Source organism: Marinomonas sp. S3726 (assembly GCF_000967665.1).
Lineage (GTDB): Bacteria > Pseudomonadota > Gammaproteobacteria > Pseudomonadales > Marinomonadaceae > Marinomonas.
Window position 1 is genome coordinate 42,123 of the sequence record NZ_JXYC01000024.1, and the last position, 26,599, is coordinate 68,721.

Consider the following 26,599-nt stretch of genomic DNA (forward strand, 5'->3'; position numbering starts at 1 on the left):
TTTATGGATGAAACGGTATGAAAAGTGTTTTTGAATATTGTGAAAGTAATATCTTAGTCATACCTCAAGCCCTTCATGGCATGCAGGATGTTGAGCCCTTATTGTTGGATGATAATGTTGGCTTTTTCTATAAATGCTTACAAGACGACTTATTAGATATTGAATTCTATAGCAATTTTCCATGCTTGGTTTATATTGAAAAAGGGCAAGAAACGCTCACTAATGTAGATAATCAAACCCTTGTTTTAAAAGAAAACAGTGCCATATTCTTACCTCAAGGCTTAAATTTACATTCGGATTTTGTACAGTCTACCGAGAGTTTAAAGGCCCATTTGGTTTTCTTTGATCAAGCGCTGATTACTGAATTCCTCAGTAAGGCGATGCATTCTCATTCCCAAGGAAACTCAGGCTTTAGCGCCATTGTTTGTGATTCATTAATCCAATCATTTTTTGAGTCGATTAAAGAGATAAAGTTACAAAGGCGCTGCTCTAAAGGCTTGGTGCGAGTGAAGCTATTAGAATTGCTACATTTACTCGAATTGAGCGAACCAAACCTAGTCTCTTATCTTATTGAGAGCACACAAAATACAAGCACACCTAAGCGTAATTTATCCCGCTTACTCTCCACGAGCGATATTCTAAAGCTATCAATTAATGATATGGCCCATTTGTCAGGGCGAAGCTTATCGACCTTTTTACGAGACTTTAAAGCCTTGTACGACACTACCCCTAAAAAATGGTTGCAAGAAAAACGTTTGTTAAAGGCAAAAGATCTTTTAAGTGACACTGACTTAAGTGTCACTCACATTGCTAACGAAATTGGCTACGACAATGTTTCCCACTTTATTAGTGCTTTTAAAGCCCGCTATGACATCACCCCAAAACAATTAAAAAAACAACTTTGACGCATAAACGTTATTTGTGAGTGTTTTTGGGTAGTTCGATAAAGCCCCTGTGATTGAATAAGGTTTGAAATCAATGACAGGAGTTATGAATCATGAGTGTTAGAGTTACCTTAAATTGTGTATTAAAAACCAATAAAACAGACAGCTTAATGTCTTTCCTAGACACTAATTTGCCTAATGTAAGAGGTTTTGATGGTTGCTTAGGCGTTGCTGTCTATTTTGATGCTGAGCGAGGAGAAATGTTATTGGAAGAAGCCTGGGTGAGTGAGCAAAAGCATTATGCTTATATCAAACATATTGAAGAAAATGGTGTGTTAGAGCAATTGGCCGCCTTTTTTGAAACGCCTCCCAGCATTAAATACTTTACCAAAGCTGATATCTAACTTTGCTTGTAAGGCGCTGATTTTAAGGCGCAGGTTTAAAAGCTTGCTCCTTTCTTTCGTTAATGGCTAAATGCAGCCCCTTGGTGTGAGTTAGTCTTTAACAATATCAGGGAGCCTTATGATAGACCTTAGCGTGTTACCTCTTTTCTTTACGACCATTTTCTTTTTAGCAATTTCCCCAGGACCAGATTTATTACTGCTATCTAGCTATTCATCAAGTAAGGGATTTATGGCAGGTGTCATGGTGTCTATTGGTGTGTTATTAGCTGGTGTTGTGCAAACGAGCTTGGTTGCCTTTGGCCTAGGTGAACTCATGATGGCCATGCCAATTATCGCTCTAGGGGTTAAATTAGTCGGGGCCGCTTATCTAACTTATATCGGCCTCAAGATGCTCCTCACTTGGTATAAAAGTGTCGCTAATCATGAGCAAAACCAAGCTCTTCAGAGCGACGATGAAATGAGCTTTAAAACCATAAAAATATCGAGTTTTAGCCTGATAAATAAAGGGCTACTCAATAACTTATTAAACCCCAAAGCGCTCTTATTCTTTAGTTTATTTTTACCTCAATTCACCCATGATGGCTCCGATCTCACGATACAAATTCTGATACTTGGCCTTATTTTAAGTCTGTTCGTCTTTCTAATTAATCTGGCTTTTTCTTTTACCTTTAGCCAACTAGGGCGCTTTTTGGGGAAAAAGTTAACATTAGGACAGCATATAGACGGGATATTAGGCGTGATTTTTCTTGGTCTCGCAGCGCGTTTGGCAACGAGTAAATAAAAACACTTTTTTGACAACTACTTATATAAGCTTGTGCTAAATCAATCGGTTTAATCTATTAAGGAAAATTTATGTTATTAAGGAAGGGCTTGTTAATAGCTTCTTTCATGGCTTTGGCGAGTGTAGTTCAAGCGGCTGATTATGAAGTGAAAATGTTGAATGTGTCTGAGCAGGGCAATATGGTGTTTGAGCCTGCTGTGCTTGAGGTTGCAGTGGGCGACACAGTGACTTTTATTCCACAAGATAGAGGGCATGATTCTGTCTTTGTTTATACACCGCCAGGCGCTGCAACCTGGCATGGAAAACGGGGTAAAAAGGTGAGCGTGACCATAGATAAAGAAGGGGTGTATCTCTATAAATGCGCACCACATTATTACTATGGCATGTTTGGTGTTATTTATGCAGGCAAACTGGATAATCTTGAAAAGGCTAAAACTGAGGCCAACAAACACAGTGCTAAATTTATAGCTAATAAAGAGCGTTTAGTTGGTTATTTAAAGCAAGTTGAAACTGTAGCTCAATAAAGCTGGAAGTCGCTGCTGAGACCTTATTTAATCAAGTTGTCGTATTTATTCAATCATTCTTAAAGCTGTTTTTTTATTATTTCTTTATCAATATATATTTAGATAATAGGGAAACAGCATGTTAAAAATCAAACCTATAGACGATCTAAGCAAGCCTGAATTAAAGGTCTTAAAACAAGGTTTTTTCGAGCAAGCGAATGGCCCTTTAGATGGCATGTGGCACTTTGGTTTTGTTCCTATGAGCACTCACTTCGGCTTTTATTTTGAGGATGAGCTAGAAGGTTTTTGCTGTGTAAATGGCGAGTCACACCTTATTCAATTTTACCTTTCCCCTAAATCAAATATTCATGGCCCTGATTTATTTAAACTCATTAGCCAAGGTAATAGCTCTGTTATTGGTGAGATAAAAGGCGCCTTTGTCAGTACTGCAGAAATACAATATTTAAACCTATGTTTAGATAACGGGATTGGCTATAAGGTTAATGCCCTTATGTATCGTCAAGAATTAAAGGGCGTGCTTGAAACTGAGTTAGATATGCAGTTGGCTAACAAGTCTGAATTAGCCCGTTTTGTTAGTTTCGCAGCAATGAATATAGGTGCACCAAAAGCTTGGTTAAACGACTATTATGGAAATTTAATTGGGCGTAATGAGCTGTTTGGCTATTGGCTTGGTGATGAGCTTGTTGCAACAGGAGAGTGTCGTTTATTTGATGAGATACAAACTGAGTATGCTGACTTAGGTATGATAGTCGGTCAATCTCATCGAGGAAAAGGGCTGGCGACTCAAGTACTGAAATGCTTAACTAATATGGCTTCAAAAAAAGAGCTCGCCTGCATTTGTTCGACAGAAGCTGGCAATTTAGCGGCACAAAAAGCCATATCTAAAGCGGGACTTTCAGCCTCTCACCGTATTCTTCAATTTGAGTTTTAATTTTTTTTAGGTGGAAAATATGATGTCAGCTTTAGGTGTTAGCCAAGTTAAAAACTTGAGTATTAATAAGACATGATTAATTGGATTCAAGCCCCTAAATCAGAAGTATTAAGTAACTTGATAGAGTGTTATTGGTTTATCGAAAAAACCAAAGATGCCGCAAGTTACCCATATCCAAAACTCAATCCAGACCCAAGCGCACACTTGATATTATCACCTTCGGATCAGGCTTATTTTTATGGGCTTGATTTACATGAGGATGAGGTAACAGAGCCTCCGGCATCCGGTCAAACGGGTGTCTCATCTGGCCTTGGAAGTCACTGGTTATATCCGCATCAGCAAACTTTACAATTAGATCATAGACAGGCATTTGTTCACCTAGGTATTAAATTTCGCCCAGGTGCTTTATATCGTTTAAACCTTAATGAGAATGATGAGTTTGATAGCCAAGCGGTGTTGAATCAAGCCCAAGCAACTCAGTTGCAGCAGCTCATTAAAGGGGAGCTATTAACGAAAGAAAATCTATTCGTTGAGGAGCTTATCTCTATAGCTCGTAAAGAGCCGCAGCTCTGTTGTGATCAATTGGATAAGCTTTTACTGCCTTGGCTTAATCACGTAAAAAAGGATAGGCATAGCCTGCTTGTTGGTAGAGCACTCCCCCTTGTTGCGACAACGAATATCTCATCCTTAGGAAAAAGCTTAAATTGCTCTCAGCGTACCTTAGAACGCAGTTTTATCAGGGTAACAGGGTTAAGTTTAAAACAATACCAAGCAATGAATAAGCTTGAGGTTTTACTTGAGCATTTATATCAAAAACAAGCTCATGACATAGATTGGGTTGAGGTCGCCTTTGAATTTGGTTTTAGTGACCAACCACACCTTATTCGACACCTTAAAAAGCAGCTAGGACAAACACCAAAGCGTTATGCGAAAGAAAGAGGTTTTACCATTGATGTTTATGGTGGTGTGAGTTCTTCATAGCTATCTCTTAGCCTCTTTTTAGTAATAAATTAGTAAGATAATTAATGACTATTTAATAATATTAATTTAACTAATTTTATTTTCTCAGATAACCTTCATTCTTTCTTATTAGATCAGGTTCAGAAAATGATGTTCTGATCATGATGTTATTGGAGGGCGATGAATGCCATCAATCGAAATTTTATTAGCTTTTACTCTAACCTCATTATTAATGAGCCTCTCTCCTGGCCCATCTAATTTATATGTCATGGCAAGGTCCATTGCGCAAGGTGTACAAGGTGGCTTAGTGGCCGCTGCTGGTCTAGGTGTTGGCAGCTTAATCCATGTGGCTGCTGCTGTTTTAGGCTTATCAGTTTTGTTTAGCCATTCGCCGACCCTGTATATGATGGTGAAGTTAATTGGCGCTTTGTATCTTATTTATCTTGGGGTGAACTACTGGCGTGCACATTCTGCTTCTAGCTCTGAAGATAAGTCTGATGATGAAGCCTTGCCTGTTAAAAAAACAAAAAGCATGCCTCTTAAAAAGGTGTTCATCCAAAGTATTATTGTTGAAGTCACTAACCCAAAAACCGCCTTGTTCTTTATCGCTTTGTTACCACAATTTGTTGTGCCTGAATCAGGCCCGATTGCGTTACAGCTTTTTGTTTTAGGTATGATTGCAGCATTAACAGCCTTGCCGTGTGATATTTTAGTGGCCGTGTCATCCAGCAAGGTGGCCAGTTGGTTGTTAAAGCATAAGAATGCGCAAGTAATACAGGATAAGGTCTCTGGCTCGATTTTATTGGGCATGGGTAGCTTCATTGCTGTGGGTGAAGTGGCAGGTATTGAAGACTGATAAAGCACGCCTATAAAGCTCGCCTTTAAAGCACTCTTAAAACAGCCTTTTATTCGCCAATTTTCTAATTTTTGATCTATTCAGAGCATAAAATTAGGACTAAGATTGATCATCTTTGATAACGCTTAGCATGAATAAAAGGTTTAATCTAAATGAATACCCTGATTGCATCAGTCATTCTATTAGCACTCTTTATAAGCATACGTATTACCACTAAAACCATCGAAAAAATTGGTATCAGCCGTTCGGTAAGCCCTTATCGAATTAAATATATTTCCAAAACGTTAAGTCTTTCTTTAATCGTTTTTTACCTGATATTACTCGTGACTTTTTTAGGCATAGAGTACTCTCAAATTTCTATCTTTTTATCCTCTTTATTTGCTGTTCTTGGCGTGGCGCTTTTTGCTCAATGGTCCATTTTGAGTAATATTACAGCGAGTTTAATTATCTTCTTTGGTTTTCCATATCGAGTAGGGGATCATATTCAAGTTGTGGATAAAGATGATGATATTCGTGGTGTGATAGTTGAGATTGCTTTGTTTCATGTATTGATAAAGCGAGGTGATGATCTAATTACTTATCCCAATACTTTGATTCTTCAAAAAGCCGTAATCAAAAAAATGGACTCTACCAAGATAGATGTTAATTAGGCGATGGAAGACCCAAAATAAGCCAAGCTAGTTGATACTTATTTTGGGTGTGCGTGTTAGTTTTCTTTTATGCCCATTTAAATCGACGTACTTCATTACCCTCATCTGGTTTGGCTGGAATATTAAAAGCTAATACCAATGAGGCAACAGCCATAGCGGCTCCCGCTAAAAATACGCTGGCAGGGGAAACAAGCCAGATTAAACCAAAGGTCACTGGAATCACGACCGCTGCAATATGGCTGATAGTGAAAGACACGCCAGCAGTCGAGGCCATATCCGCTGGGTCTGCTATCTTCTGAAAGTAGGTTTTAATCGCCAGCGCCAAAGCAAAGAACAAGTGATCTACCACATATAAGCTACCTGCCATGATAGCCGAATCCACAAAAGCATAACCTACGAATACCAGTATCAAACCTAGGTACTCAAAAATAAGGGCATTACGTTCACCAAAGTGTCCAATCAACTTGCCAATTTTTTTCGCAAATAACCAATTAAAGGCATAGTTGATCAAGAACAAAAGCGTTATATCTGACGCAGAATAACCAAATTTTTCTACCATTAAAAAGCCTGCAAACACCACAAAGATTTGACGTCTCGCACCGCTCATAAAGGTTAAGGCGTAATAGAGCCAGTAGCGTTTGCGCAACACTAGCTTTTTATTTTGTGGCACCTTGGCCTCAAAGTTAGGGAAGGCTAGCCAGATAAATAGCACTATGGCTAGTGAGAGGCTGCCAGCAATAAGGTACACCCACTTAAACTCAAGTTGGAATATCTCTAATAAAACCCAAAGCCCAGAATAGGTAATGAGTGAGGCAAGCGCCCCAACGGAAATAAGCTTGCCTAATACCTCTGGCGCTTCTTCTTTTGTGAGCCATTGCAGGGATAAAGACTGCTTTAAGGTCTCAAAATAATGAAAGCCGATAGACATTAGCAAGGTAGTACATAAAAGCCCTGCCACCGAAGGGAAAAAGCCCGTAATCGCCACGCCTAAAGTGAGCATCACGAGTGAGAGCAACATGAACTTTTGTTCTCTTAAAAATAAGAGCACAAAGATGGCGGTAAAGGCTAAAAAGCCTGGGATCTCACGCACACTTTGTAATAAGCCAATTTCGGCGCCGGTAAAATGTGCTTTTTCAATAACAAAGTTATTCAGTAGTGCCTGCCAGCTAGCAAATGCCATAGGTACGATAATAGATACCAGCATGAGGAGATGCTTGGGAGTTTGCCAAGAATAAGCATTTCTATTGATTAACATTGTCTAATCTCTTCTGAAATAAATTGATATGAGACAGTCTATTCGTTATTTTTTAGTCTTACTTTCTATGTTATGACGATCAATATCGATAAACGGACAATGTTGGAATGAGTGTTAGCAATGAAAGTAAATAAAATAAAAAAGCCCACTAAATCACAAAGCGAAAGATTATGGCCAAGTTAACCTCGAACGAAAAAATTGAAAACGCAGGTGATAAATTCGTTCTTACCCATCAGATCGACATGCCAGCAGGATACAAAGGGCAATTGCATCGACACATCTGGTATCAGCTTATGTATGCCTCAAGTGGGGTATTAAATGTTGAGTACCAGAATCAAATTATGTTTGTGCCACCGCAAAAGGCGATTTGGTTACCACCGAACTGTGATCATAGGGTAAGGGTGCCTGTAGGAGCGCATTTTCATAGCGTGTATTTTAGGCCTGATACGGTTTCGGCTCTTGGAGATACGAGTAAGGTGTTAAGCGTTACCCCATTAGTGCGTGAACTGATTTTAGCTGTGGGTGAAATGACTCATGAAGATAAAGAGTTGGATGATAAGGATAAGCGACTCACGCAAGTTTTGATTGATCAGTTAAGTTTACAGGCGGATAGTGCTTTATCAATTCTAATCCCTTCAGATAAGCGGTTAGCCGAATTAGTTAGGCAGATAATTCATACCCCAAGTAATGCAATGAGCCTAGAGGAATGGGCTCAAACGCTTAACCTATCAAGTCGTACTATTACTCGAATTTTTACCAAAGAAGTGGGGATGGGTTTTAAAGAGTGGCGGCAAAAAGTGCGTTTATTAGAGGCAATTAACTTGTTAGAGCAAGGTTTGCCAGTTACTCAGGTTGCGTTAGAGGTAGGTTATCAATCTCCCTCTGCATTTACTTATGCCTTCAAGCAGGCGTTTGGGATAAACCCTGCTTCATATTTTGTAGATTAGTTACTCTCTTGCAAGCTTTCTTCAACTCTTTGATGGATAAGGTCTGGAATGCCGAACAGTAGAATAAAGCCTTGAATAAGGAGTAGATAAGCGCTTTCAAAAGGAGAAAGAAAAACCAAAATAATACCTATTATTATCAAGCCCCAAGCTAAAGATAATGGAGGAATAAAACCTTCTTTGAGGGCTTTTTGTAGGAATAACCCCAGCATTATCATCATGACCCCTGAGATCAAGAACCAGACGATAGCTAAACGGTCAAATATAGGTTCGTCATTGATGAAAATACTCGAAAACCAATGGTCGTTGTGCATATTAACCAGAGATTGCCAGCCATAATAGGTTCCTATTAGGCAATGAAATATACCTGTTGCAACTAGGTAGTAGCCTGAATATTTCATTAGTTTCATCTTAACTTCCTCTCATTTATACCTGTTAAAGTGAGGTAATAAATTCCCTCACTTTATTTAGAACAACTCGTCTTTAAGCTTAGCGACAAAATACAAAAAATCATGTTTGAACGCTCGAAATAAAGCGCGCATATTTTAGCATGTCAAAGCTTAAGCACATATCTAAAAAAACATAGATAAGATATAAATTAGATTCATCTTATGTAATTAAGAAAGGTTAATTGCTAATGATCTAAGGCGCTTTTTTGACTTGCAGCCAAGCAGCAGAACAATGCCTTGAATAATAAAGAAATAAGCGCCTGATACAGGCATTATGATGGCGACAATAATACCTATTAGGATAAAGCCCCAAGCTAAGGAAACGGGAGGAATAAAGCCTTCATCTAACGCTTTTTGAAGCATGATGCCAAATAGAATCCAGAAAATTCCTGACAGTAAAAACCAAGAAATTGCCTCACGATCAAACAATATCTGATCGCCAGCCATGGTGCTGGCCAACCAATTATCTTGGTGCATGGCTAAGAGCGTTTCCCAACCTAAAATTAAGCCAATAACACTGTGAAGTATGCCTGTTGCGATTAGGTAATATCCTGAATATTTCATGGTTTTCTATCCTTAAAGTTTCAATTTAAAATCAGTTATCCTTGGGCATTGGCAAAAAAGCTTGAGATGCCATCGCTGTGACTCTTAATACGGTTTCGATAGAGGGTCTTGGATGTATCTGTTGCATGCCTAAAAAATTGGCATAGGCCATTAATGCGATATCTTCTGCTTCTTCTTTAGGAAGGCCAAGTTCGGCATAACATTGGGCTAAATAGCCTTGTCTTTGCTGGTCTATTTTTTCTAAGTGTCCGCTAATACTCGGCTCTTTTAATGCCCAGGAACGTATGTGCATTTCTGCCTCAATGTTTTGTCCTGCGATGACTTGATCCAGTTTATTTAATCTTTCAAGTGGTGAGTCTTCTGTGTTTGCCTGCTTGATAAAATCTAATGTCATCTTTTCATACCAATGTGTCATCAGAGCATCAATAAAAGCGTTTCGATTATTAAAGTGGTGATAAAAGGAGCCTTTGGTTACGCCTTTTAATTCGCATAAAGGAATGATCTTTAGAGACTCAGGGCCTTTTTTGATTAACACTTTTAGTGCAAATTCTAGCCAGTCTAATTGGCTACTTTTACTCTCTTTGTTTTTGCCTGTTTGGGCTTTATTTAAGTCTTTTTTCGTTTTTGTTGTATTCATAATCTTTTAGCTTTTAGCGCGTTATTCATCACAGTACGTGCGATGATGTAATGGAAAGGCAAAATGCTATTGACATAGAGCCTACCTATCAATGTTTTTTGGTTAACTAAGGTAGAAACGATGACTTGATCAGCCTGTTTTAATACAGAGATATAGAAGATCATATGCTTGTCTTCGGCATAAGAAATAATCTCATCTTGAGTCTTTTCAATGACAGTTAAGAAACCTGCTTTATCACCTATTGCTAACTCGTCGCTGCTTGGTGTTAGGTTATCTGCGCCAACTTCAAAACCAAATAATTTAACTATTCGATTACGAATTCTCATTAACTTAGAAACCCAGCTAGGCATGTGTGCAAAAATGGCGTGTTGTAATTGGCTTGGACTCAAAGATGGGTTGTTTAGAGGCATTGAAAGGGCATCACGAAAATAGTGGCCTTCAACCTTATCTGCAAGCTTATCCTGTTTAGGTTCATCTAAGGTTTGAATATTGGAGAAAAGCCAAGCCATAGTAATTCCTTTGTATTTTATAGATGGTATGAAGCTTAAATATAAAACAATACATACCATACTGTATGGTATGTATAAAATGTTAGATAAAATTTGAATGCTTGTAAAGCAAAAAAACAAATCGCTTTTAGATACTAATTTTGGCTAGTGTCATTATTGTCTAGATGGCTTATGCCCCAAATCCTTAAGGACTCAATAACTGGCGCTAATGTTTTGCCATAGTCTGTCATGGCATATTCGACCCTAGGCGGTACTTCAGGATGAACTGTGCGTGAAATTAGCTTTGTTTCTTCTAACTCTCTTAGCTGCTTAGTTAGCATTCTTTGGGTGATGTTGGGCATGATACGACGCAGTTCATTAAAGCGAATTGAAGTATCTTGATTACTGCTATCTAGCAGGTGATAAAGAATTGCGCCTTTCCATTTCCCTCCTATGATTTCGAGAGCTCTTTCTACTGGGCAACCAAGGTTACAGTCATAATCCGTGTGCGGCATTTTTACTCCCAAAGGTATACAAAAAGGTACTGAGTACTTAAAAAGTGCCTTCTTATGTTGGCCAAATTTTTTGTTTATTCTGCTCCCAAGCTCATGCTCTCGCAAGAGAAATTCATAGTCATATATTGAAGACATTAGATTGAAAAAGTAGATTGGAGAAAGTAGATGAAAACCCTCGTTTTAGTTGCCCACAAACACCTGGCAACAAGCTCAATTGCTAACCAAGCCATAGTGGAAAGCCTAAATTCGATAGAAGGTTTGGAAGTACGTGACCTTTACCAGCTATACCCTGATTTTAAAATTGACGTCGCAAATGAGCAGCAGGCATTGGTTGAGGCTGATTTGATTATTTTTCAATTCCCTATCCATTGGTATAGCGTACCTGGACTTTTAAAAGAATGGATGGATCAGGTGCTGCTTTATGGTTTTGCATATGGCCGTAATGGAGACAAATTGAAAGGAAAACGTTTACTTATTTCAACAACATTAGGAGGAGAGATAACCTCTTATCAAGAGGGTGGCCATAACAACTTTAGTATTGAAACCTTGCTAACACCCTTGCAGCAAACGGCAGCCTTTTGCGGCATGCACTGGTTATCGCCTATGGCCAGTGGCAATATGTTATACATACCAGATATTGTGAATAAAAAGGAAGATGTCACCCAAAGAGCAAGTGCCTATGGCGCAAAGTTAAAAGAGCGGATTAAAGCCTTAGAAAAAGCAGTTTAATGATGAGGAATAAAGGGAATGGAAGACGCAGAGTATCAAGTGGCTCAGCCTCAAGATGCACAAACCTTAGCTGAAATAAGAGCATTGGCTATGAAGCCCAGCTTAGTCGCCTTAGGGCGGTTTGATGAAAACAGAGTGAGGAATCGATTCTTAGAGACTTTTATCCCACAAGATACGATAAAGCTTACCTTTGAGGGGGAGCTACTTGGTTTTTATGTCCTACGAACTCATACAGATCATATTTGGTTGGATCATTTATATATTAAGCCTGAGCATCAGAATAAACAGCTTGGTAAAAAGGCTCTCACTAGAGTTATCGACCTAGCGAAAGAAAAGGGCTTAGCTTTGCGTTTAGGCGCTTTGAAAGGAAGCCTGTCCAATAGGTTTTATCAAAACAGTGGCTTTGTACAAACTCATGAAGATGAATTTGATCTTTATTATGAATATGTTGGATAAGGAGAAAGTGTATGGAAATCAGAAAAATTACAGAGATAAGATCAGATGTTCAGCATCTTTTAAATGAATCTGATTTATACATGCAAGCTCTCTACCCTGATGAGAGTAATCATATGGAAACTCAGTCTACTTTATTAAATGATAGTACGGATTTGATCGGCATATTTTTAGAGGATGAGCTCGCCGCTATAGGGGCGGTAAAGCGTTTTAAGTCAAAGGACAGTTACGGAGAGATTAAGCGTATTTATGTGCCTGAGAAACAAAGGGGAAAGGGCCTATCAAAAGTGATTATGTCGCATTTACATCAATTTCTTATTCAAGACGGTATTCCAATAGCCAGATTAGAAACAGGTATTTATCAGCCTGAGGCGATCGGTCTTTATAAGTCTTTAGGCTATCGCGAGTGTGAACCTTTTGGCGAGTATCAACTCGATCCATTAAGTATCTTTATGGTCAAAACATTAACTAAGTAATGTGTATTTAAGCGTGTTAATAGGAGAGAGTAGGTGATTAAAGGAAGCTGTCTTTGTGGCAATGTTACTTATGAGATTTCGGGCGAAGTAGGTGATATCGTTCACTGTCATTGTGTTACTTGTCGAAAGGCTCATGGTGCCGCGTTTTCAAGTGTTGCGTCAGTGCCATTAGCTAATTTTCGGTTATCTGGTGCGGGAGAGCTAAGTCAGTTTGAGTCTTCTCCAGGTAAAGTTAGGCACTTTTGTGCAAATTGTGGCACCCAGATTTATGCAAAAAGAGAGGGCACACAGCATATTATTTTACGACTAGGCTCACTTGATGATGATATTTCTAGTAAAGAGATTGGCCATATTTGGACATCACAAAAAGCGAATTGGTACGAAATTAATAGCCCTTTACTGGAGCATCTCGAATTTGAATAGTTATGAATTAAACTATTCACATTTTATTGGATATAAGCCTGTTTTATATTAATTATTATAAGGTAGGTTGGAAAAATAAATATTTAAAACAATCCTCCTTATATAAAATGTTTTCAATTACGCTGTATTACATATATCTTTTTTGATTAAATTTATATTTTATTAGTCTAATGACTTGACACTTATTGGCTGTGTTGCTTACATAATATTTCCATTTGATTGGAAAACAATATAAAAATATTATGAAGGAATATAGTTATGAACAAAGTAAATGCTAGTCTTGCTAAAAAAGCCTTTTTCCAAACTGCTCAAAAAGGTGATAAGAAAACACAATTTAAAATGAAGCTAGAAAGTGATAAGAAAGCCTTTTGTGGCAAGTTGTGTTTACACACACCTAAGTAGCTTTTAGCGTTAAATATTTAAGCGCCTTATTGTTTTATAGGGAATTCAATAAGGTGCTTTCTTCTTATATTCATTATTCTTAATGAAATTGAAATATATTAAGTTGGCAGGTAATAAAATGGAATTTCAAGAATTTGATGTTAAAGACTTAAAAGATGATGTGGGTTTACCTCTTACATTTCCTCATGTACCAAAACTAAAGAGTTTAGAGGAGATCAAGGAATATATCTTCAATATGGATATGTCTATGATCTTTTTCAAGATGACAGACGAAGAGTGTGCCGGTGATCTTGGGCTTCTTTGGGATGAAGAAGATGCTGCATTTGCCATTAATCAATACCGTCAATATCTCTATCTTATTCGAAAATACGATACCAACATTTCGCCCACTCTTGCGATAGATGCTGTTTGGCATAACCATATATTAGATACCAGAAAATATGTGCAAGACTGCCAAGCCATATTTGGCCATTATTTACATCACTTCCCTTATTTCGGTTCCCGGGATGAAGAAGATAGAAAACATTTAGAAATGGCTTTTGAAAATACTAAGATGTTATTTAAAAAAGAATTTAACGTTGATATTGCTAAAGATGTTGAATAATTTTTTCTGTTTCTAAGGTTTTTAATAACCTGCCTTATTGAGGTCTTTTATTAAGGTTTTATTAAATATTTTATTTAGAAAATATTTTCAAATGAAACTTTTAGAAAAATATATTGATAAATAGATAGACTGAAAAGTTAATATGATAAAAACCTTTTATTTAGATGATGCTCTTATCTAAGTTGGGAGTTTTTATTATTCTAATTTCTTTTCAGTAACCTCTATTGTGAGCTTTGGCTTTGGTTTAGCAGTATTAATAGATAAATTCCCCTATAGGGACATCTATTCTCTGTGTCCCTTCAACTTGCTAGTTCTTTTTCATCCTTTAGCCAAAGGTATTAACGCTTATCTCTTATCTAAGTAAATTAGCCTTTAAGAAATAGCAGGCAAGAATCAGATGTTTTTACCCATTGATACTTGCTAACTTGATGTCAGCACAATTCATTTTAGGAGTTTATGGATGACATCAAGAATCACTTCGTCAATGAGCCTGACTGTGTGGGGAGCCTTGATATTGCTCTCTGTACTCTGGGGAGGTTCATTTTTCTTTGTAGAGGTTGCACTAGTTGACTTTCCGCCCCTTACTTTAGTGGCATTAAGGGTTGGCATTGCTGCTATGACCCTTTGGATCATCGTTTTTATCTTAGGGTTAAAGCCTCCTAAGGAGTTCAAGGTTTGGTTAGCGTTTCTAGGCATGGGTCTACTGAATAATGTGGTGCCTTTTGTTTTAATAGTATGGGGGCAAACTCAGTTAGCCTCTGGCTTAGCTTCTATCTTAAATGCGGCTACCCCTATTTTTGCTGTTGCCGTGGCAGGCTTTTTATTACCCGATGAGAAAGCAAGTCTGCTAAAAATTGTGGGTATTCTCATTGGCTTTATGGGGGTTGTCATCATGATAGGTTTGCCTGCGTTAGCTGGGGCGGGTGGTTTAGTTGCTCAATTAGCGATAGTACTCGCAACCGTATCTTATGCTTTTGCTGGGGTCTTTGGTCGACGCTTTAAGCAGATGGAAATTAACCCTATTATCACTGCAGCAGGGCAAGTGACAGGCTCTAGTTTAGTGCTCTTTCCTATTGCTCTTTTCTTCGACGGTCCTATTAATTTCGCACTTCCGCAAATGACGAGCTGGCTATCTGTTATTTCTTTAGCAGTATTTTCGACTGCGATCGCCTATGTGCTTTATTTTAGAATATTGGCAATTGCGGGGGCGACCAACCTCATGCTAGTAACCCTATTAATTCCTGTTTCTGCCATCTTATTGGGTTATTTTTTCTTAGATGAATCCTTTGAGGTCATACATTTTGTTGGCATGGGGTTAATTGCTTTAGGCTTATCTGCAATCGATGGCAGATTGTGGCGCTTCTTTTCTAGGTAGTCGCCGTTAAAGCTAAAGGTGTGATATGAATTTGAATCAGCAAATTAATCAATTAGATTGGCAGGAAATTTGCCATAGCTTGCAGGATAAAGGTTATGCCCTCGTTTCTAACTTTTTATCAGATAGCCAATGTCAGAGTTTGATTAAACGTTATGACAATGAAAGTGAGTATCGTAAAACCGTGGATATGAAGCGTTATCGCTTTGGTTTTGGCGAGTATAAATATTGGGATTATCCTTTACCCGATATGGTGAAAAACTTGCGTGAAGGGCTATATCCACATTTAGCGCCTGTGGCGAATGCTTGGATGCAATGCCTGAATCTTGAAACACGTTTTCCCCAGCATTTGCCAAGCTTAACGTCTCAATGCGAGGCGAACGGCCAGATGAAACCTACGCCCTTGATCTTAAAGTATCCGCAAACAGGCTTTAATACGCTGCATCAGGATTTATATGGTGAGGTCTATTTTCCCATTCAGGTGGCCATTGTGTTAAGCCAAAAGGATGAAGATTATCAAGGCGGCGAGTTTGTTATGACAAGACAGATACCAAGAGCCCAATCTCAAGCCATAGTGCTAACACCAGATCGGGGCGATATGATTATATTTACCACGAATTTTAAACCTGAGCAGGGAGTAAGAGGGTATTATAGGGTGAATATGAAGCATGGTATTAGTGAAGTGTTAAGTGGAGAACGATATGCCATGGGTATTATTTTCCATGATGCAGCGAGTTAAAAGTGAGCTAAAAATAGGCTAAAAGTAAGCTAAGAAAACATAGGTTAATTTGTTTAGAGGTGAAGGGTTAAGTAATGGATCTGTTTGATCAATTAGAAGAATGGCCAAGAGAATTACTGCCCCATGATGGCAGTGTTGAATACTATGGCAGCATAATGTCCTTGCCTCAGGCCGATCATTTCTTTGAAGCGCTATTTAATACAATTGAATGGAGAAATGATGAAGCGGTTATCTTCGGGAAGAAGATTATCACCAAACGTAAAGTCGCTTGGTATGGGGAAAGGCCCTTTACTTATACCTATTCAAATACCACCAAAACCGCTTTGCCCTGGACTAAAGAGTTGATTGAACTCAAAGCGATGGCAGAAGCCGAGAGTGGCGAAACCTATAATTCATGCCTGTTAAATCTTTATCACGACGGTAGTGAAGGCATGGCTTGGCACAGTGATGGCGAAAAGGATCTCAAAACCCATGGTGCTATTGCCTCGATTAGCTTAGGCGCTGAACGTAAATTTGCCTTTAAGCATAAAAACAGCAAAGAAGTGATCTCTCAAGTGTTAGATCATGGCAGCCTACTGGTGATGAAAGGGGTGACTCAAACCCACTGGTTACACAGGTTACCCCCTACAAAAATGCATCATGGACCTAGAGTCAATCTGACCTTTCGAACCATACAAACTTATGATTAGCACGTCTTTATTCATTGAAAAAAAGAGTTTAATAAAGAGATTTAATGAAAGAGAGCTTAATAAGAAGGGCAAAAACAAGCGCCTGTATCAATAGGCGCTTTTCGTTTGTGCTGGCTAACTCTGTTTAGTATCTCGGTAGATAACGCCTGAACTTGGTTAGTAAGAAGGGATAATCATCCGTGACATCAATCGCACAATACCAATGTTGGCCAATACTATTTTGCACATTCTGAAAGTCAAAAATCACCTTGGCAATTTTACGCTCGCCACAAATTTCAGTGAGAACTGTTACATTATTGAGCTGGGCAACTTCTCTATCTGAATGGCTATTAGCATGGTTATAGATAAGCTCATAGGCGCCCATATAGACTTCTAAATTGTACTTAAGGGTATAATTTAGCGCTCTATCCTGATCTGTATCGCCATTGTTTCCGGCAAGCGAGATCATGTCCGTAATCACTTTCTTGAGCTTTTTGTCATTAAAACCAGCGTGAATAGCATGGATTTTATTGACGATATCAAGGGGCCTTATTGTGTCTATTTTTAGAATTTTAACCTTAGGTATGGCCTCATGAGAGCCTAATTGATAAGCGCCTATGATATTTATTGGAGTCAAAGCTTCTGTATTACTGTCTCTTCGGCTTAAGCTCTTATCTTCATTAGGTTTAAGAGCACTGATGAGCGCATTTAATTGCTGAGCATTTGGCTCTAACAAGTACATTTTATCCCGATAAGCATTGATGATTGACCATTTCATCTCTCTGGCAATATAGCGGTTTTTAGGGTTCGAAAGGTGCTTATACAGACAATAAGCTCTGTCGTTTTGCCAGTTCTTCTTGTTAAGCGCATGGGGGATATCCTCAGGCATAAAAAGGGCGCTATCTTCGTGATCATCACTTGAAGCCAAGTTACGCTCGAACTCTTTTTCTAGCCCCAAATTATCAAACTCAGCCCGAATAAATCCGCCCACATAAATAAAATCTAATGCTGCAGGATTGGCTAACCCTAGCTGGCTAGCATTCATTTTGTTCATCATTTAATTTCTCCTTCTCAAGCGTTATCGCTACATATTTAGGCTTAATTCGTTGGAATGTAAGTCGTTAGGTTGCTGTGTAAGAAGGGATATAGGTCAGTCACATCTATGCTGGCGTAAAAGCTGGTTTTACGACCACTGATATTTTTTTGGTAGGTTAAAATGATATCAACTATTTTACGTCCCGGTGCCACATTAGAATGCTGTAAGGCGAGATTCTCTAAAAATTGATCGTCATCTGAGCTGTTGTCAGCATAACAGGAGCCTTGACTAGATGAGTGGCCAGACGAACTGCTAGAGGAATGATTAGCAGGCTGTCTAATGGCATAGATACTAGGGTAACGAAAGGCGGCAAAGTTTTTTGCGCGATCAAAGTCGCTTTCCCCTGTATTTGGTTGCTTGGTCAAGGCATCTAAAACATTGCTGATCGCAATAGTGGTTGTATTGCCCGCCTTGAGTTCATTTTGTAATTGCGCTGTGGTGAAGTGATAAAGGTGATGGCACATTACCATAGGCAATGGTTTGTCATTACTGAGCTGCTCTGGTGCTAATGGGCCTTTAATGCCAATGGCAACTGAGTAGGTTTCATCTGCTAGGTTACTGTCAGAATCAAAGGTAAGAGAGTCGATAAACTCATCAAGCTCATCATTGCTATTAGGTAATAGTACATACACATCTTGGCCACCGACGCTCAATATCCAACTTACTTGTTCTGCAATATAACGAAATGGGTGATGACCATTTTCTGTATAGGTAAAGATCTTATTAAAATCTCTTGGGTTCAAGCCCAGTGTTTGTGCGGCTGTATCGTACTCTTTCTCCAAACCACGGGATGGAAAGTGAGGTCTAAGTTTACCTGCCACATAAATATAACTTGGATTTTCCGGTTGGCTTTCTATTGCTGATAATTGAGCTGTAGTGCCGATTTCGCTGCCCATATTCGCAAGTGGGAGAGCCGTATTTTCTACTCTTTGGGCAGTAGGTGCTTCTTGGGCCTGTGTTTCTTCAATGTTTTTTTCTTGGACGTGAGCTTCTTGGGCAGAAGCAAGATGATTTGTCTGAGTGTCACTCATTCCATTTCTCCTAAGTTAGTTTCGCTAAAGATGACTGGCCTAACCCTAATTGAATATAAAAAGTGGGGAGCGGCAAAAATGATGCAAACTGCGGTATTTACCAGTGTGTTCATAAATGCTATTTGAGTGTCCGATTTTCGGCCGAATTCTTAAGTGTTTAAGCCCAGTAGCTAGATTTATTTAGCGCTAAATTAGCCAAGCTTTAATGGTTTAAGGAGGCGCTATGTGCGACTTATGGGCGAGCAAGTTTCATCGGCTTTTTAAGAAAGAGGCGGAATGGCCAACACATTATCCTGCCCGTTCTATTGGGGTTAGGTTACCCACGGATTTAAAACTTGGTATGGAAAAGTTAACAGGCTTAAACCTAAATCAAGTGCGGGTGCATTATGCGTCGCCGTTGCCCGCTTTAGTTCAGGCCCATGGCTATGCTCAAGGTAATCAAATTTATTTAGCGTTAGGACAAGAGCATCATTTGCCCCATGAATTAGGGCATGTGGTACAGCAAATGTGGGGCATGGTAGAAGCGACAACTGAGGTAAATGGGGTTGCTGTGAACGATGACCCTAAGCTTGAAGAGCATGCTACCAAGCTTGGCCAACTTGCTCTTAATGCTGGTGTGAATCATGGCAGGCATTCTCAAAGAAATAGACATGTCTCTTCATTGAAGACACTGCCCTAGTTCGAAGTGTCTATTTAGTTATTGGCTTTTAAAAGATAGGTTGTTATGAGAAGTAGAATCACCTCAGACAGAGTTCAATACCCTAATATTGCATCGATAAATCAGGTGCCTGATTACGCTAATGCAACGGATTTAACCCAAGAGTTCACTTGGTGTGCTGCCATGATACAAGCACGTTTAGCCGCGTATTTTAAAAGGCTAAAACAAGAGGAAGAGGGGAGCCGAAAAGGGGGGCTAGAATCAGATATTTATTTGCCAAAACCGCCTGTGTTTAACCTTACTAATCAGGCTCATAATGACGCTAACTCAGGTGTTGAAACAAGTCGTTCCTATGCTCAGTTTATTCATGAGTATCAATTAGATACGCAAGCAAGGCTGGCTCTAATATTGGCCCTAGCCAGTGATATTAAGCCTGATTTATATGATGCCTTGTTAATGCGTAATGAGGTGACGGGTTTGGCTTACTTTGAGTTTGGTGTTCAACTTTATAACGATAGGCCCTATGCAACAGGGGCGACCCTTGCTTTTATTTTATCTGGCGCAGAATTAGAAACATATTTTCATATTCAGGATTGGCTACAAGCCTTGGTACAAAAAGATAAGCATGCTTTATCTCAAAGACAGGTTTTAGAGATTAGCAGTTTAAATCAGGTACTCGCCTTAGATTTAGAGCAAGCGAATAATGTCATGCAGATGCCTATCAATCTGACTGATTCCGCCTTGTATCGATTTACGACTGGGCGTGCTTTTAGGCCTGAATCTAGTCATGATTTTCCGGCTCAATATCTTTCTACAGATCTTGAGTGGGAGCATCTGATTTTGCCTGAGGCCGTAATGAAACAGGTATCAGATATTCAATATCATATTTTTTATGGTGAACAACTGATGCAAGAGTGGGAGCTAGAAGGCAAGATTCGCCCAGGTTACCGCGCTTTATTTTATGGCCCACCAGGCACGGGTAAAACCTTAACAGCAAGTCTATTAGGTAGGGCAACTCAGCATGATGTCTACCGTATTGATCTGTCTTTAATGGTGTCTAAATATATAGGTGAAACCGAAAAGAACTTATCCAAAGTCTTTAATATGGCAGAAGATAAAAAGTGGATCCTGTTGTTTGATGAAGCCGATGCCTTATTTGGAAAACGTAATCGTGCCATGAGTGCTAACGATCAGTTTGCGAATCAAAATGTGGCCTATTTGCTACAACGAATAGAGGCATTTAATGGTGTGGCTATCTTGGCGACTAACCTTAAAGATAATCTTGATGAGGCCTTTTTAAGGCGTTTTGAATCCATCATATATTTTCCACTGCCAGGCCCTGAAGAACGCTTGAGCTTATGGCAAAAAGGTTTCTCTGCTAAAGCCAAATTAGAAGATAAAATCGACCTGTCTTGGCTCGCGCACAAGTATCCACTTTCTGGGGCGAGTATTATGAATGTGGTGCGTTATGCCTCAATGCAGTCTATTCGAAGAGCGCATATTAAGCCTCAGCTTGGAAAGCCTTCTCAGTTAGCAACTGAGGCTGAACCCGTTTTTGACATAAAGCTGATGGATTTAGAAACTGGTATAGGTAAGGAATTAGAAGCCAGTGGTGACTCTCGCATTTTATCTAAAGGCAGAAGCCCTTTTTAATGAGTCCTGTTTAACTCTATAAAAGTTAATTCTGGAGCAGCTTAACGCTATAAAGCTTAGCTCTAAAAGAGTTTGGCTTTATAGCGGTCTTAAACTAAAACAGTTTACAGTCTGATGCTTTCATTTCATGATGGAATCACTTAACGCTAGAGATTTAAGAGAGCATGAAACAAGCTGAATTAAGCAGTGCCAAAGAGTATGAGGATCAAGGCTATTTTATTTTGCGAAATTTCTTTAATTCGCAGGAAATCGCTCATTTAACCGCTTTGGTTGATCCTATTTTTTTACAGTGGCGTGATGGCAAAGAAGCACTCATATTCGAACACAAATTATTGAATATGCACTCTCTTACTCATGCTGGATATTTTGAGCAATCACAGACTCAACGCCTCGCACTTTTCAATGCGATTTTACCTACTAAGCTCACCCAGTATTTGGATGCTTTGTTTGGTGAAGGTTTGTATTTTCATAATACTCAGCTCTTCTTTAATCCCACAAACAAAGCGCATTTACCTTATTGGCATAGAGATATGCAGTACAGCCCTATTGCCGATGAGCTGCAAGCAAGCGAGCTGCTCAATATGTTAAGCCTGCATGTACGTATTCCTTTGTTAGATGAAACTGGGGTAGAGCTTATCCCAGGATCTCATAAACGTTGGGACACAGAATTAGAGCGTAAGGTGAGATTCGAGTTAGACGAGCATGAGAACAGTGAAACCCTAGCCGATTCAAAGTTGATCGCGCTCTCAGCTGGAGATCTGCTTATTTTCAATGCTCAAATGCTACATAGGGGGAATTACGCCCTTAATCATGAGCGAAAAGCCTTAGATCTTTGTATTGGTAAACCTCACCCTTTATCGATCGAATTTTTAGATAAAAGTGTGTTGCCAACGAGCCAAGAACTAGCCCAATTAGATAATCCATCTTGGTTTCAAGCGGCTTATCAATTGGGAAAAGCCTAGTTGCTGCGAATTTAATTTCTCTGATTAGCCTTAATTCAAAGCTAGATCAATTATTTAAGTGGTTTCTAATGTTTGTGATGATTTACAATATCCGTTTTGCTCAGCGGAACCTTAAATGAAAAGTTTGGCGCTAACACTTTCTTTATTAGGTGCAAATGCTTCTTTATTTGCACATGACCTTATACAAGTGGTGACGGAGGATTTGAGACCGTTTAACTATTTAGAGAATGGGGAAATTGTCGGATCAAGCACAGCTTTGGTTCGTAAAGTGTTGCAAGAAGCAAAGGTAGAGGCCAAGTTTCAGCTTCATCCTTGGGCTAGATCCTATGCAATGGCACAAAGGGATGAAAATACCCTGATTTATACCATCAATAGAACGCCTGCTAGAGAAGCAAAATTTAAATGGATTGGGCTATTAGGAGCGGAAGAGAATGATACTTTTTTCTTTAAGCTTGCTGCAAACAATCAGATTCAAGTCCAGACTTTAGAGCAGGCAAAGCAGTACTCTATAGGTGTCAGTTTGCATGATGTAAACCATGAAATTCTAAAGTCTGAAGGCTTTAATCGTATTCATGCTGTCTCTCAGTTTAATCAAAGTGTGCAAATGTTGTTACGAGATAGGATTGATTTAATTGTTGGCTCTTATCCTGTCTTGTTAGAAGCCTGTAACCATCTAAATATTTCTATTGATGAGATAGAAGCCGTGACATCTTTTAGAGCTTCTAGGCCTTATATGGCCATGAGCAAGTCTACTTCAGAGAAAATGGCGAACCGTTTAAAGGCCTCCTATCAAAAGCTTGTCTCTATGGGAGAGATACCAGACTTTGAGGCCCAAATAACAGCAGTAGAGTAAACAGCTTAAAAGCTAGTTTGATAAATTCCTTTGTACTGGGTCATCGCTTAAGTATTCCACGAACTCCACTTCAAACCCTGCAGGGTCGATAAAGTAAACGTTTTTACGATAAAGGTCCTGCGCACCATTTTTGGCAATCTCATAGCCAGCAGCAAGCAACCTGTTAATGACTGCATCTAAGTTATTGGTGACATAGGCAAAATGCGCCAAGCCAACTTGATGGCCATCTAGGTCTCTATTCTCACCTTCCCCATGATCACTTAAGGCTATGTATTGGTAATCATCGCCAAAATGTAACCAGTTTCTGGGTTTACCGTTCCATTCTCCCTTGCCTTCATCACGTATCTTCCAGTGAGGAAAAACGGCCTGATAAAAATTTAGCATGGCAGGGATATCACTTACTACGAGGTTGATATGTTCAAGTTGTATCATAATGTCTTCCTTACAAAAGGGCTGATTGCTTTGAATGACATAAGGTTAAATCCTCAAGTTAACTTGAGGTAAAGTGTTATTTTATTCGTTATAAGAATAGTCACTATTGGATCAATCAATAGTTTTGAATGCTCGAAATCATACTGAGAGGATAATTCGAGACGATAGCTAGAGGAGATCGTTGTAGGAAGTAACGAGAAAAGGAGCGAATAGATTAGTACAGAATAGAAAAAAGCATATAGGCGAGACATCAGCAAACCTTGTGCATAAGGTTTGCTGACAGACTAGTTAGCTCTTAACGCTGTGAAGGGGCTTTATACTCTAGGTACTTATGCTGGGTCGCAATATGGTCTGCTATGTGTTTTGCATCATGCCAAACACCCCAGATAAAGGTCGAGCCGCGGCGAGATAACCAAGGCAAGCCGACAAAATATACGCCTGGCTCAGATGATACACCGCGTTGGTGTTGCGGTTTACCTTTGTCATCCAGTGCATCTACTTGCAACCAGCTATAGTCAGTGGCAAAACCCGTTGCCCAGATGATAGAAGTAACACCTGCTTCAGCTAGATCTAGCTCAAGCACTGGGTTAGTCACACAGTCTGGCTCTGGGAAGGTAAAACGCGCTTCTGGCTCTTCCGGTAAATCTAGGCCGTTTTGCTTAATATACTCATCAGCTGCATCTAATAGGGCCAAATAGTTCTCATCACCTTTTGCTAGATTAGTCGCTAGGTCGTTTTGAAAACTTACTTTATCACCATCAAAAGCTTTGGTTAGACCAACCAGTGTCATGCCTTTATGAGCCAAACCTCTAAAGTCCACAGTATGGCCACCATTTGCACCACTTACAGCAATAGTGACATGCTCGGTACCAGGCTTCATTGCGGCTGCATCCCATTCACCCAGTACACCTAACCACCAGCAGAAATCGCGGTTACGATAAGCGCGAGGCGGACGGTCATGGGCGCCGACAGAAAGGTAAACCTTCTTACCTGAATTTTGTAGTTCGTCGGCAATCTGTACACCAGAAGAACCAGCTCCTACGACTAAAACTGCGCCTTCAGGAAGTTGCTTAGGGTTACGATATTGAGCTGAATGAATCTGCTCTATCTTATCGGTTTTAGGCGCAATAGGTGGAATAACGGGTTTCTGAAATGGACCAGTCGCCGACACAATACGGTTCGCTTCAATCACACCGTCAGAGGTTTCAACTGTAAAGCCTGGGCGGTTTGTATTACGGGTTGCCTTGGTAACTTCAATGCCAGTACGAATTGGTGCTTTGAATTTTTTAGCATAATCTACAAAGTAATCAGCAACACGCTCTTTAGGCGCAAATGCATCTTGATCAAGGTCTTCAAACTCTAACCCAGGAAACCTATCATGCCATGCTGGACCATTGGCAACTAACGAGTCCCAACGCATAGTACGCCAGCATTCGGCGATGCGGTTACGCTCAAGTACAAGATGAGGAATATTTAACTTTGTAAGATGTTCGCTGGTGGCTATACCGGCCTGACCGGCACCAATAATAAGCGTATCAATTTTTTCAACTGCCATTTCAGTATCCTTTTTTATTCTTCTGCAGCCGTATGGCTGAGTGGTTAGATCAAACTGTTCCACAATGGGTGGGTCAGTAGAGCCGGATTTGTCTTCAGAATATTTGCTTAGGAGTCCTAGATTATGGGAGTGATATATTTGGTTATTTGTCCTGATGCTTTTTACTGCGTCTAACCAAGTTTTCTGCCGATAACCTGCTCCTCCTATGCCTAAATAGGTTATGAGGAAACACCTTATTGGTAAAACATTATTAACTTTATAAAAGCATCAAAAAAACTGATGCAGGATGACAAAATTAACACCTAAGTCCCATAGACAAGCGGGAAAGGCTTTATTATTTTGAGATGCTTAAAAAGGGTTATTAGAGGGAAAGTTATGTCGTTAGTACTTGCATTTGATGTGTATGGCACCTTAATCAATACTCAAGGATTGGTCCCAGAACTGGAAGCCATTGTAGGGAGCAAGGCCGAAGCATTTTCCCAAAGATGGCGAGAAAAGCAGCTAGAATATGCTTTTAGACGAGGCTTGATGCAGTCTTACCAAGACTTCTCTGTTTGTACCAAAGACGCGCTGGAATATACCTGCCTTGAGATGGAAACGCCCTTAACCCAGTTACAAAAAAACGAACTGCTTCAAGCCTATGCAAGCTTGCCTGCTTTTGATGATGTAAAACCTGCCTTGGCGCAACTTAAAGAAGCTGGCGTACAATTGTATGCTTTCTCGAATGGCACTAAAGCGGCTGTTACTCGGTTACTAGAGCATGCGGGTATTCATGATTATTTTATTGATATTGTCAGTGTTGAAGAGCTTCAAACCTTTAAGCCTAATCCCAGTGTCTACCAGCTTTTCTTAGATAAAACAGGCGCAGAAAAAACCAATACTTGGCTGATCTCAAGTAATAGCTTTGATCTTATTGGGGCACTTTCTTTTGGCTTTAATGCCGCTTGGGTAAAGCGATCAGATAAGGCCATATTTGACCCTTGGGGAATGACGCCAAGCTTGACCGTAAGTGAGTTGGGAGAATTAGCTGAATTTGTTGTTAGCAAATAAGCCTCTTTTGGGGGCTTTTATCCTCAGCTAAACTTGCTTTAAATCTGTTATATTCTGCTAATAACGGATTAACCTTGAAGTAAATTATGATGCATGACTCCTTAACAAGCCCTTTTTATATTGAACATGGCGTTCGACTGGTTGAAAGCTATAAACGTCTAACAGGCAATGATTTACTTACCTATAACGGCATGAATAGAGATGCTTCATTAAGTATTATCGAGCAATTAGATAATGCGCCTTTTGTACTACTATCCCATGGTTTAGGCGACGACCCTATTTTCAATTTTGGTAATAAAAGCGCACTCGAATTATTTGAAATAGACTGGCAGGGTCTGACTAAAATGCCTTCTCGCTTATCTGCTGAAACCATTAATCAGGCAGATAGGGAATATCTTTTAGAGACAGTGACTCGTCAAGGCTATATTGACGATTATTCTGGTGTGCGTATTTCAGCGAAAGGCAAACGCTTTATGATAAAACAGGCTATTGTATGGAATATCATAGATGCGAAGGGCGACTATTTTGGCCAAGCTGCCATCTTTTCACACTGGGACTTTTTATAACTAGCCCTTCTTATTCAAAGCGCTTTTCAACGAGG

At 39.5% G+C, this 26,599-nt stretch carries 34 protein-coding genes; 24 read left to right on the forward strand and 10 right to left on the reverse strand.

Translation table 11 applies throughout. The features are described from left to right. Positions 1 to 17 precede the first annotated feature (17 nt). The 8 genes from TW85_RS17865 to TW85_RS17900 all read left to right on the forward strand — a co-directional run bounded on the left by TW85_RS17865 (position 18) and on the right by TW85_RS17900 (position 5,990). Positions 18 to 905: an AraC family transcriptional regulator gene (locus tag TW85_RS17865; protein ID WP_046018501.1), complete on the forward strand. Its 888-nt coding sequence runs from the start codon at positions 18 to 20 to the stop codon at positions 903 to 905. A gap of 92 nt (positions 906 to 997) precedes the next feature. Further along, a complete protein-coding gene (locus TW85_RS17870) occupies positions 998 to 1,288 on the forward strand; it encodes a hypothetical protein (RefSeq protein ID WP_046018502.1) in 291 nt (96 codons plus the stop codon). A gap of 118 nt (positions 1,289 to 1,406) precedes the next feature. After that, positions 1,407 to 2,069, forward strand: a complete 663-nt coding sequence (locus TW85_RS17875) for a LysE family translocator (protein WP_046018503.1) — start codon at positions 1,407 to 1,409, stop codon at positions 2,067 to 2,069. A 71-nt stretch (positions 2,070 to 2,140) separates the two neighbouring features. Next, complete coding sequence (locus TW85_RS17880; RefSeq protein WP_046018504.1) at positions 2,141 to 2,593, forward strand: pseudoazurin; 453 nt, start codon at positions 2,141 to 2,143, stop codon at positions 2,591 to 2,593. A 118-nt stretch (positions 2,594 to 2,711) separates the two neighbouring features. Then, positions 2,712 to 3,524: a GNAT family N-acetyltransferase gene (locus TW85_RS17885; RefSeq protein ID WP_046018505.1), complete on the forward strand. Its 813-nt coding sequence runs from the start codon at positions 2,712 to 2,714 to the stop codon at positions 3,522 to 3,524. Between the two features lie 72 nt (positions 3,525 to 3,596). Continuing rightward, entirely contained in the window at positions 3,597 to 4,505 is a 909-nt protein-coding gene (locus TW85_RS17890) for a helix-turn-helix domain-containing protein (protein ID WP_046018506.1), read from the forward strand. A gap of 163 nt (positions 4,506 to 4,668) precedes the next feature. Next, complete coding sequence (locus TW85_RS17895; protein ID WP_046018507.1) at positions 4,669 to 5,340, forward strand: LysE family translocator; 672 nt, start codon at positions 4,669 to 4,671, stop codon at positions 5,338 to 5,340. 152 nt (positions 5,341 to 5,492) lie between these two features. Then, positions 5,493 to 5,990, forward strand: a complete 498-nt coding sequence (locus tag TW85_RS17900) for a mechanosensitive ion channel domain-containing protein (RefSeq protein WP_046018508.1) — start codon at positions 5,493 to 5,495, stop codon at positions 5,988 to 5,990. A 67-nt stretch (positions 5,991 to 6,057) separates the two neighbouring features. Here the strand turns inward: TW85_RS17900 and TW85_RS17905 are convergent, their stop codons facing one another. Continuing rightward, positions 6,058 to 7,245, reverse strand: a complete 1,188-nt coding sequence (locus tag TW85_RS17905; protein WP_046018509.1) for an MFS transporter — start codon at positions 7,243 to 7,245, stop codon at positions 6,058 to 6,060. Positions 7,246 to 7,415: 170 nt separating this feature from the next. Between TW85_RS17905 and TW85_RS17910 the strand changes: the two genes are divergently transcribed. Further along, on the forward strand, positions 7,416 to 8,192 hold the full coding sequence (locus TW85_RS17910; RefSeq protein ID WP_052702278.1) for a helix-turn-helix transcriptional regulator: 777 nt from the start codon (positions 7,416 to 7,418) through the stop codon (positions 8,190 to 8,192). Here TW85_RS17910 and TW85_RS17915 read toward each other — a convergent pair. The 5 genes from TW85_RS17915 to TW85_RS17935 form a co-directional block, all read right to left on the reverse strand. Continuing rightward, complete coding sequence (locus TW85_RS17915; protein ID WP_046018510.1) at positions 8,189 to 8,599, reverse strand: DUF6463 family protein; 411 nt, start codon at positions 8,597 to 8,599, stop codon at positions 8,189 to 8,191. The two genes, TW85_RS17910 and TW85_RS17915, sit on opposite strands and share 4 nt — an antisense overlap. A 207-nt stretch (positions 8,600 to 8,806) precedes the next feature. After that, complete coding sequence (locus TW85_RS17920) at positions 8,807 to 9,202, reverse strand: DUF6463 family protein (RefSeq protein WP_046018511.1); 396 nt, start codon at positions 9,200 to 9,202, stop codon at positions 8,807 to 8,809. Positions 9,203 to 9,233: 31 nt separating this feature from the next. Further along, on the reverse strand, positions 9,234 to 9,839 hold the full coding sequence (locus tag TW85_RS17925) for a TetR/AcrR family transcriptional regulator (RefSeq protein WP_046018512.1): 606 nt from the start codon (positions 9,837 to 9,839) through the stop codon (positions 9,234 to 9,236). Continuing rightward, positions 9,836 to 10,348, reverse strand: a complete 513-nt coding sequence (locus tag TW85_RS17930) for a DUF2867 domain-containing protein (protein WP_046018513.1) — start codon at positions 10,346 to 10,348, stop codon at positions 9,836 to 9,838. Before TW85_RS17930 ends, TW85_RS17925 begins: the two co-directional genes overlap by 4 nt. Before the next feature lie 134 nt (positions 10,349 to 10,482). Next, the gene (locus TW85_RS17935; protein ID WP_046018514.1) at positions 10,483 to 10,842 is read right to left on the reverse strand and encodes a helix-turn-helix domain-containing protein; all 360 of its coding nucleotides are present in this window, start codon (positions 10,840 to 10,842) and stop codon (positions 10,483 to 10,485) included. Positions 10,843 to 11,007: 165 nt separating this feature from the next. Here TW85_RS17935 and TW85_RS17940 point away from each other — a divergent pair, with 165 nt between their 5' ends. The 9 genes from TW85_RS17940 (at position 11,008) to TW85_RS17975 (ending at position 16,729) form a co-directional block, all read left to right on the forward strand. Next, on the forward strand, positions 11,008 to 11,571 hold the full coding sequence (locus TW85_RS17940) for an NAD(P)H-dependent oxidoreductase (protein ID WP_046018515.1): 564 nt from the start codon (positions 11,008 to 11,010) through the stop codon (positions 11,569 to 11,571). An 18-nt stretch (positions 11,572 to 11,589) separates the two neighbouring features. Further along, entirely contained in the window at positions 11,590 to 12,027 is a 438-nt protein-coding gene (locus TW85_RS17945) for a GNAT family N-acetyltransferase (RefSeq protein WP_046018516.1), read from the forward strand. A gap of 11 nt (positions 12,028 to 12,038) precedes the next feature. Further along, positions 12,039 to 12,500, forward strand: a complete 462-nt coding sequence (locus tag TW85_RS17950) for a GNAT family N-acetyltransferase (protein WP_046018517.1) — start codon at positions 12,039 to 12,041, stop codon at positions 12,498 to 12,500. 33 nt (positions 12,501 to 12,533) lie between these two features. Then, a complete protein-coding gene (locus TW85_RS17955) occupies positions 12,534 to 12,923 on the forward strand; it encodes a GFA family protein (protein ID WP_046018518.1) in 390 nt (129 codons plus the stop codon). A 258-nt stretch (positions 12,924 to 13,181) separates the two neighbouring features. Next, positions 13,182 to 13,325 (forward strand): hypothetical protein, encoded by a 144-nt coding sequence (locus TW85_RS26195; RefSeq protein ID WP_009832587.1) that lies wholly within the window; start codon positions 13,182 to 13,184, stop codon positions 13,323 to 13,325. Between the two features lie 118 nt (positions 13,326 to 13,443). After that, positions 13,444 to 13,929 (forward strand): glycine-rich domain-containing protein-like, encoded by a 486-nt coding sequence (locus TW85_RS17960; RefSeq protein ID WP_238326251.1) that lies wholly within the window; start codon positions 13,444 to 13,446, stop codon positions 13,927 to 13,929. A 460-nt stretch (positions 13,930 to 14,389) separates the two neighbouring features. Next, the gene (locus TW85_RS17965) at positions 14,390 to 15,304 is read left to right on the forward strand and encodes a DMT family transporter (protein WP_046018520.1); all 915 of its coding nucleotides are present in this window, start codon (positions 14,390 to 14,392) and stop codon (positions 15,302 to 15,304) included. Positions 15,305 to 15,329: 25 nt separating this feature from the next. Next, positions 15,330 to 16,040, forward strand: a complete 711-nt coding sequence (locus TW85_RS17970; RefSeq protein WP_046018521.1) for a 2OG-Fe(II) oxygenase — start codon at positions 15,330 to 15,332, stop codon at positions 16,038 to 16,040. 74 nt (positions 16,041 to 16,114) lie between these two features. Beyond that, a complete protein-coding gene (locus tag TW85_RS17975; protein ID WP_046018522.1) occupies positions 16,115 to 16,729 on the forward strand; it encodes an alpha-ketoglutarate-dependent dioxygenase AlkB in 615 nt (204 codons plus the stop codon). Positions 16,730 to 16,853: 124 nt separating this feature from the next. Here TW85_RS17975 and TW85_RS17980 read toward each other — a convergent pair whose 3' ends face one another. Together TW85_RS17980 and TW85_RS17985 are read right to left on the reverse strand one after the other, a co-directional pair. Further along, positions 16,854 to 17,765 carry a hypothetical protein gene (locus TW85_RS17980; protein WP_046018523.1) on the reverse strand — a complete coding sequence of 304 codons (912 nt, stop codon included), beginning with the start codon at positions 17,763 to 17,765 and terminating at the stop codon, positions 16,854 to 16,856. Between the two features lie 41 nt (positions 17,766 to 17,806). Beyond that, the gene (locus tag TW85_RS17985) at positions 17,807 to 18,835 is read right to left on the reverse strand and encodes a hypothetical protein (RefSeq protein WP_046018524.1); all 1,029 of its coding nucleotides are present in this window, start codon (positions 18,833 to 18,835) and stop codon (positions 17,807 to 17,809) included. Between the two features lie 223 nt (positions 18,836 to 19,058). Here TW85_RS17985 and TW85_RS26020 point away from each other — a divergent pair, with 223 nt between their 5' ends. The 4 genes from TW85_RS26020 to TW85_RS18005 all read left to right on the forward strand — a co-directional run bounded on the left by TW85_RS26020 (position 19,059) and on the right by TW85_RS18005 (position 22,961). Then, a complete protein-coding gene (locus TW85_RS26020) occupies positions 19,059 to 19,514 on the forward strand; it encodes a DUF4157 domain-containing protein (protein ID WP_084616419.1) in 456 nt (151 codons plus the stop codon). A gap of 45 nt (positions 19,515 to 19,559) precedes the next feature. Beyond that, positions 19,560 to 21,146, forward strand: a complete 1,587-nt coding sequence (locus TW85_RS17995) for an ATP-binding protein (protein ID WP_052702279.1) — start codon at positions 19,560 to 19,562, stop codon at positions 21,144 to 21,146. 164 nt (positions 21,147 to 21,310) lie between these two features. Then, positions 21,311 to 22,108 carry a phytanoyl-CoA dioxygenase family protein gene (locus tag TW85_RS18000; RefSeq protein WP_046018525.1) on the forward strand — a complete coding sequence of 266 codons (798 nt, stop codon included), beginning with the start codon at positions 21,311 to 21,313 and terminating at the stop codon, positions 22,106 to 22,108. Between the two features lie 115 nt (positions 22,109 to 22,223). After that, positions 22,224 to 22,961 carry a transporter substrate-binding domain-containing protein gene (locus TW85_RS18005; RefSeq protein WP_052702280.1) on the forward strand — a complete coding sequence of 246 codons (738 nt, stop codon included), beginning with the start codon at positions 22,224 to 22,226 and terminating at the stop codon, positions 22,959 to 22,961. Between the two features lie 12 nt (positions 22,962 to 22,973). Here the strand turns inward: TW85_RS18005 and TW85_RS18010 are convergent, their stop codons facing one another. Continuing rightward, positions 22,974 to 23,393 (reverse strand): VOC family protein, encoded by a 420-nt coding sequence (locus tag TW85_RS18010; RefSeq protein WP_046018526.1) that lies wholly within the window; start codon positions 23,391 to 23,393, stop codon positions 22,974 to 22,976. A 295-nt stretch (positions 23,394 to 23,688) separates the two neighbouring features. Further along, complete coding sequence (locus tag TW85_RS18015; RefSeq protein ID WP_046018527.1) at positions 23,689 to 24,948, reverse strand: NAD(P)/FAD-dependent oxidoreductase; 1,260 nt, start codon at positions 24,946 to 24,948, stop codon at positions 23,689 to 23,691. 375 nt (positions 24,949 to 25,323) lie between these two features. On the opposite strand from TW85_RS18015, the gene TW85_RS18020 reads away from it, so the two are divergent. Together TW85_RS18020 and TW85_RS18025 are read left to right on the forward strand one after the other, a co-directional pair. Further along, the gene (locus TW85_RS18020; protein WP_046018528.1) at positions 25,324 to 25,998 is read left to right on the forward strand and encodes a haloacid dehalogenase type II; all 675 of its coding nucleotides are present in this window, start codon (positions 25,324 to 25,326) and stop codon (positions 25,996 to 25,998) included. 86 nt (positions 25,999 to 26,084) lie between these two features. After that, on the forward strand, positions 26,085 to 26,564 hold the full coding sequence (locus TW85_RS18025; RefSeq protein ID WP_238326252.1) for an MEKHLA domain-containing protein: 480 nt from the start codon (positions 26,085 to 26,087) through the stop codon (positions 26,562 to 26,564). Positions 26,565 to 26,599 lie beyond the last annotated feature (35 nt).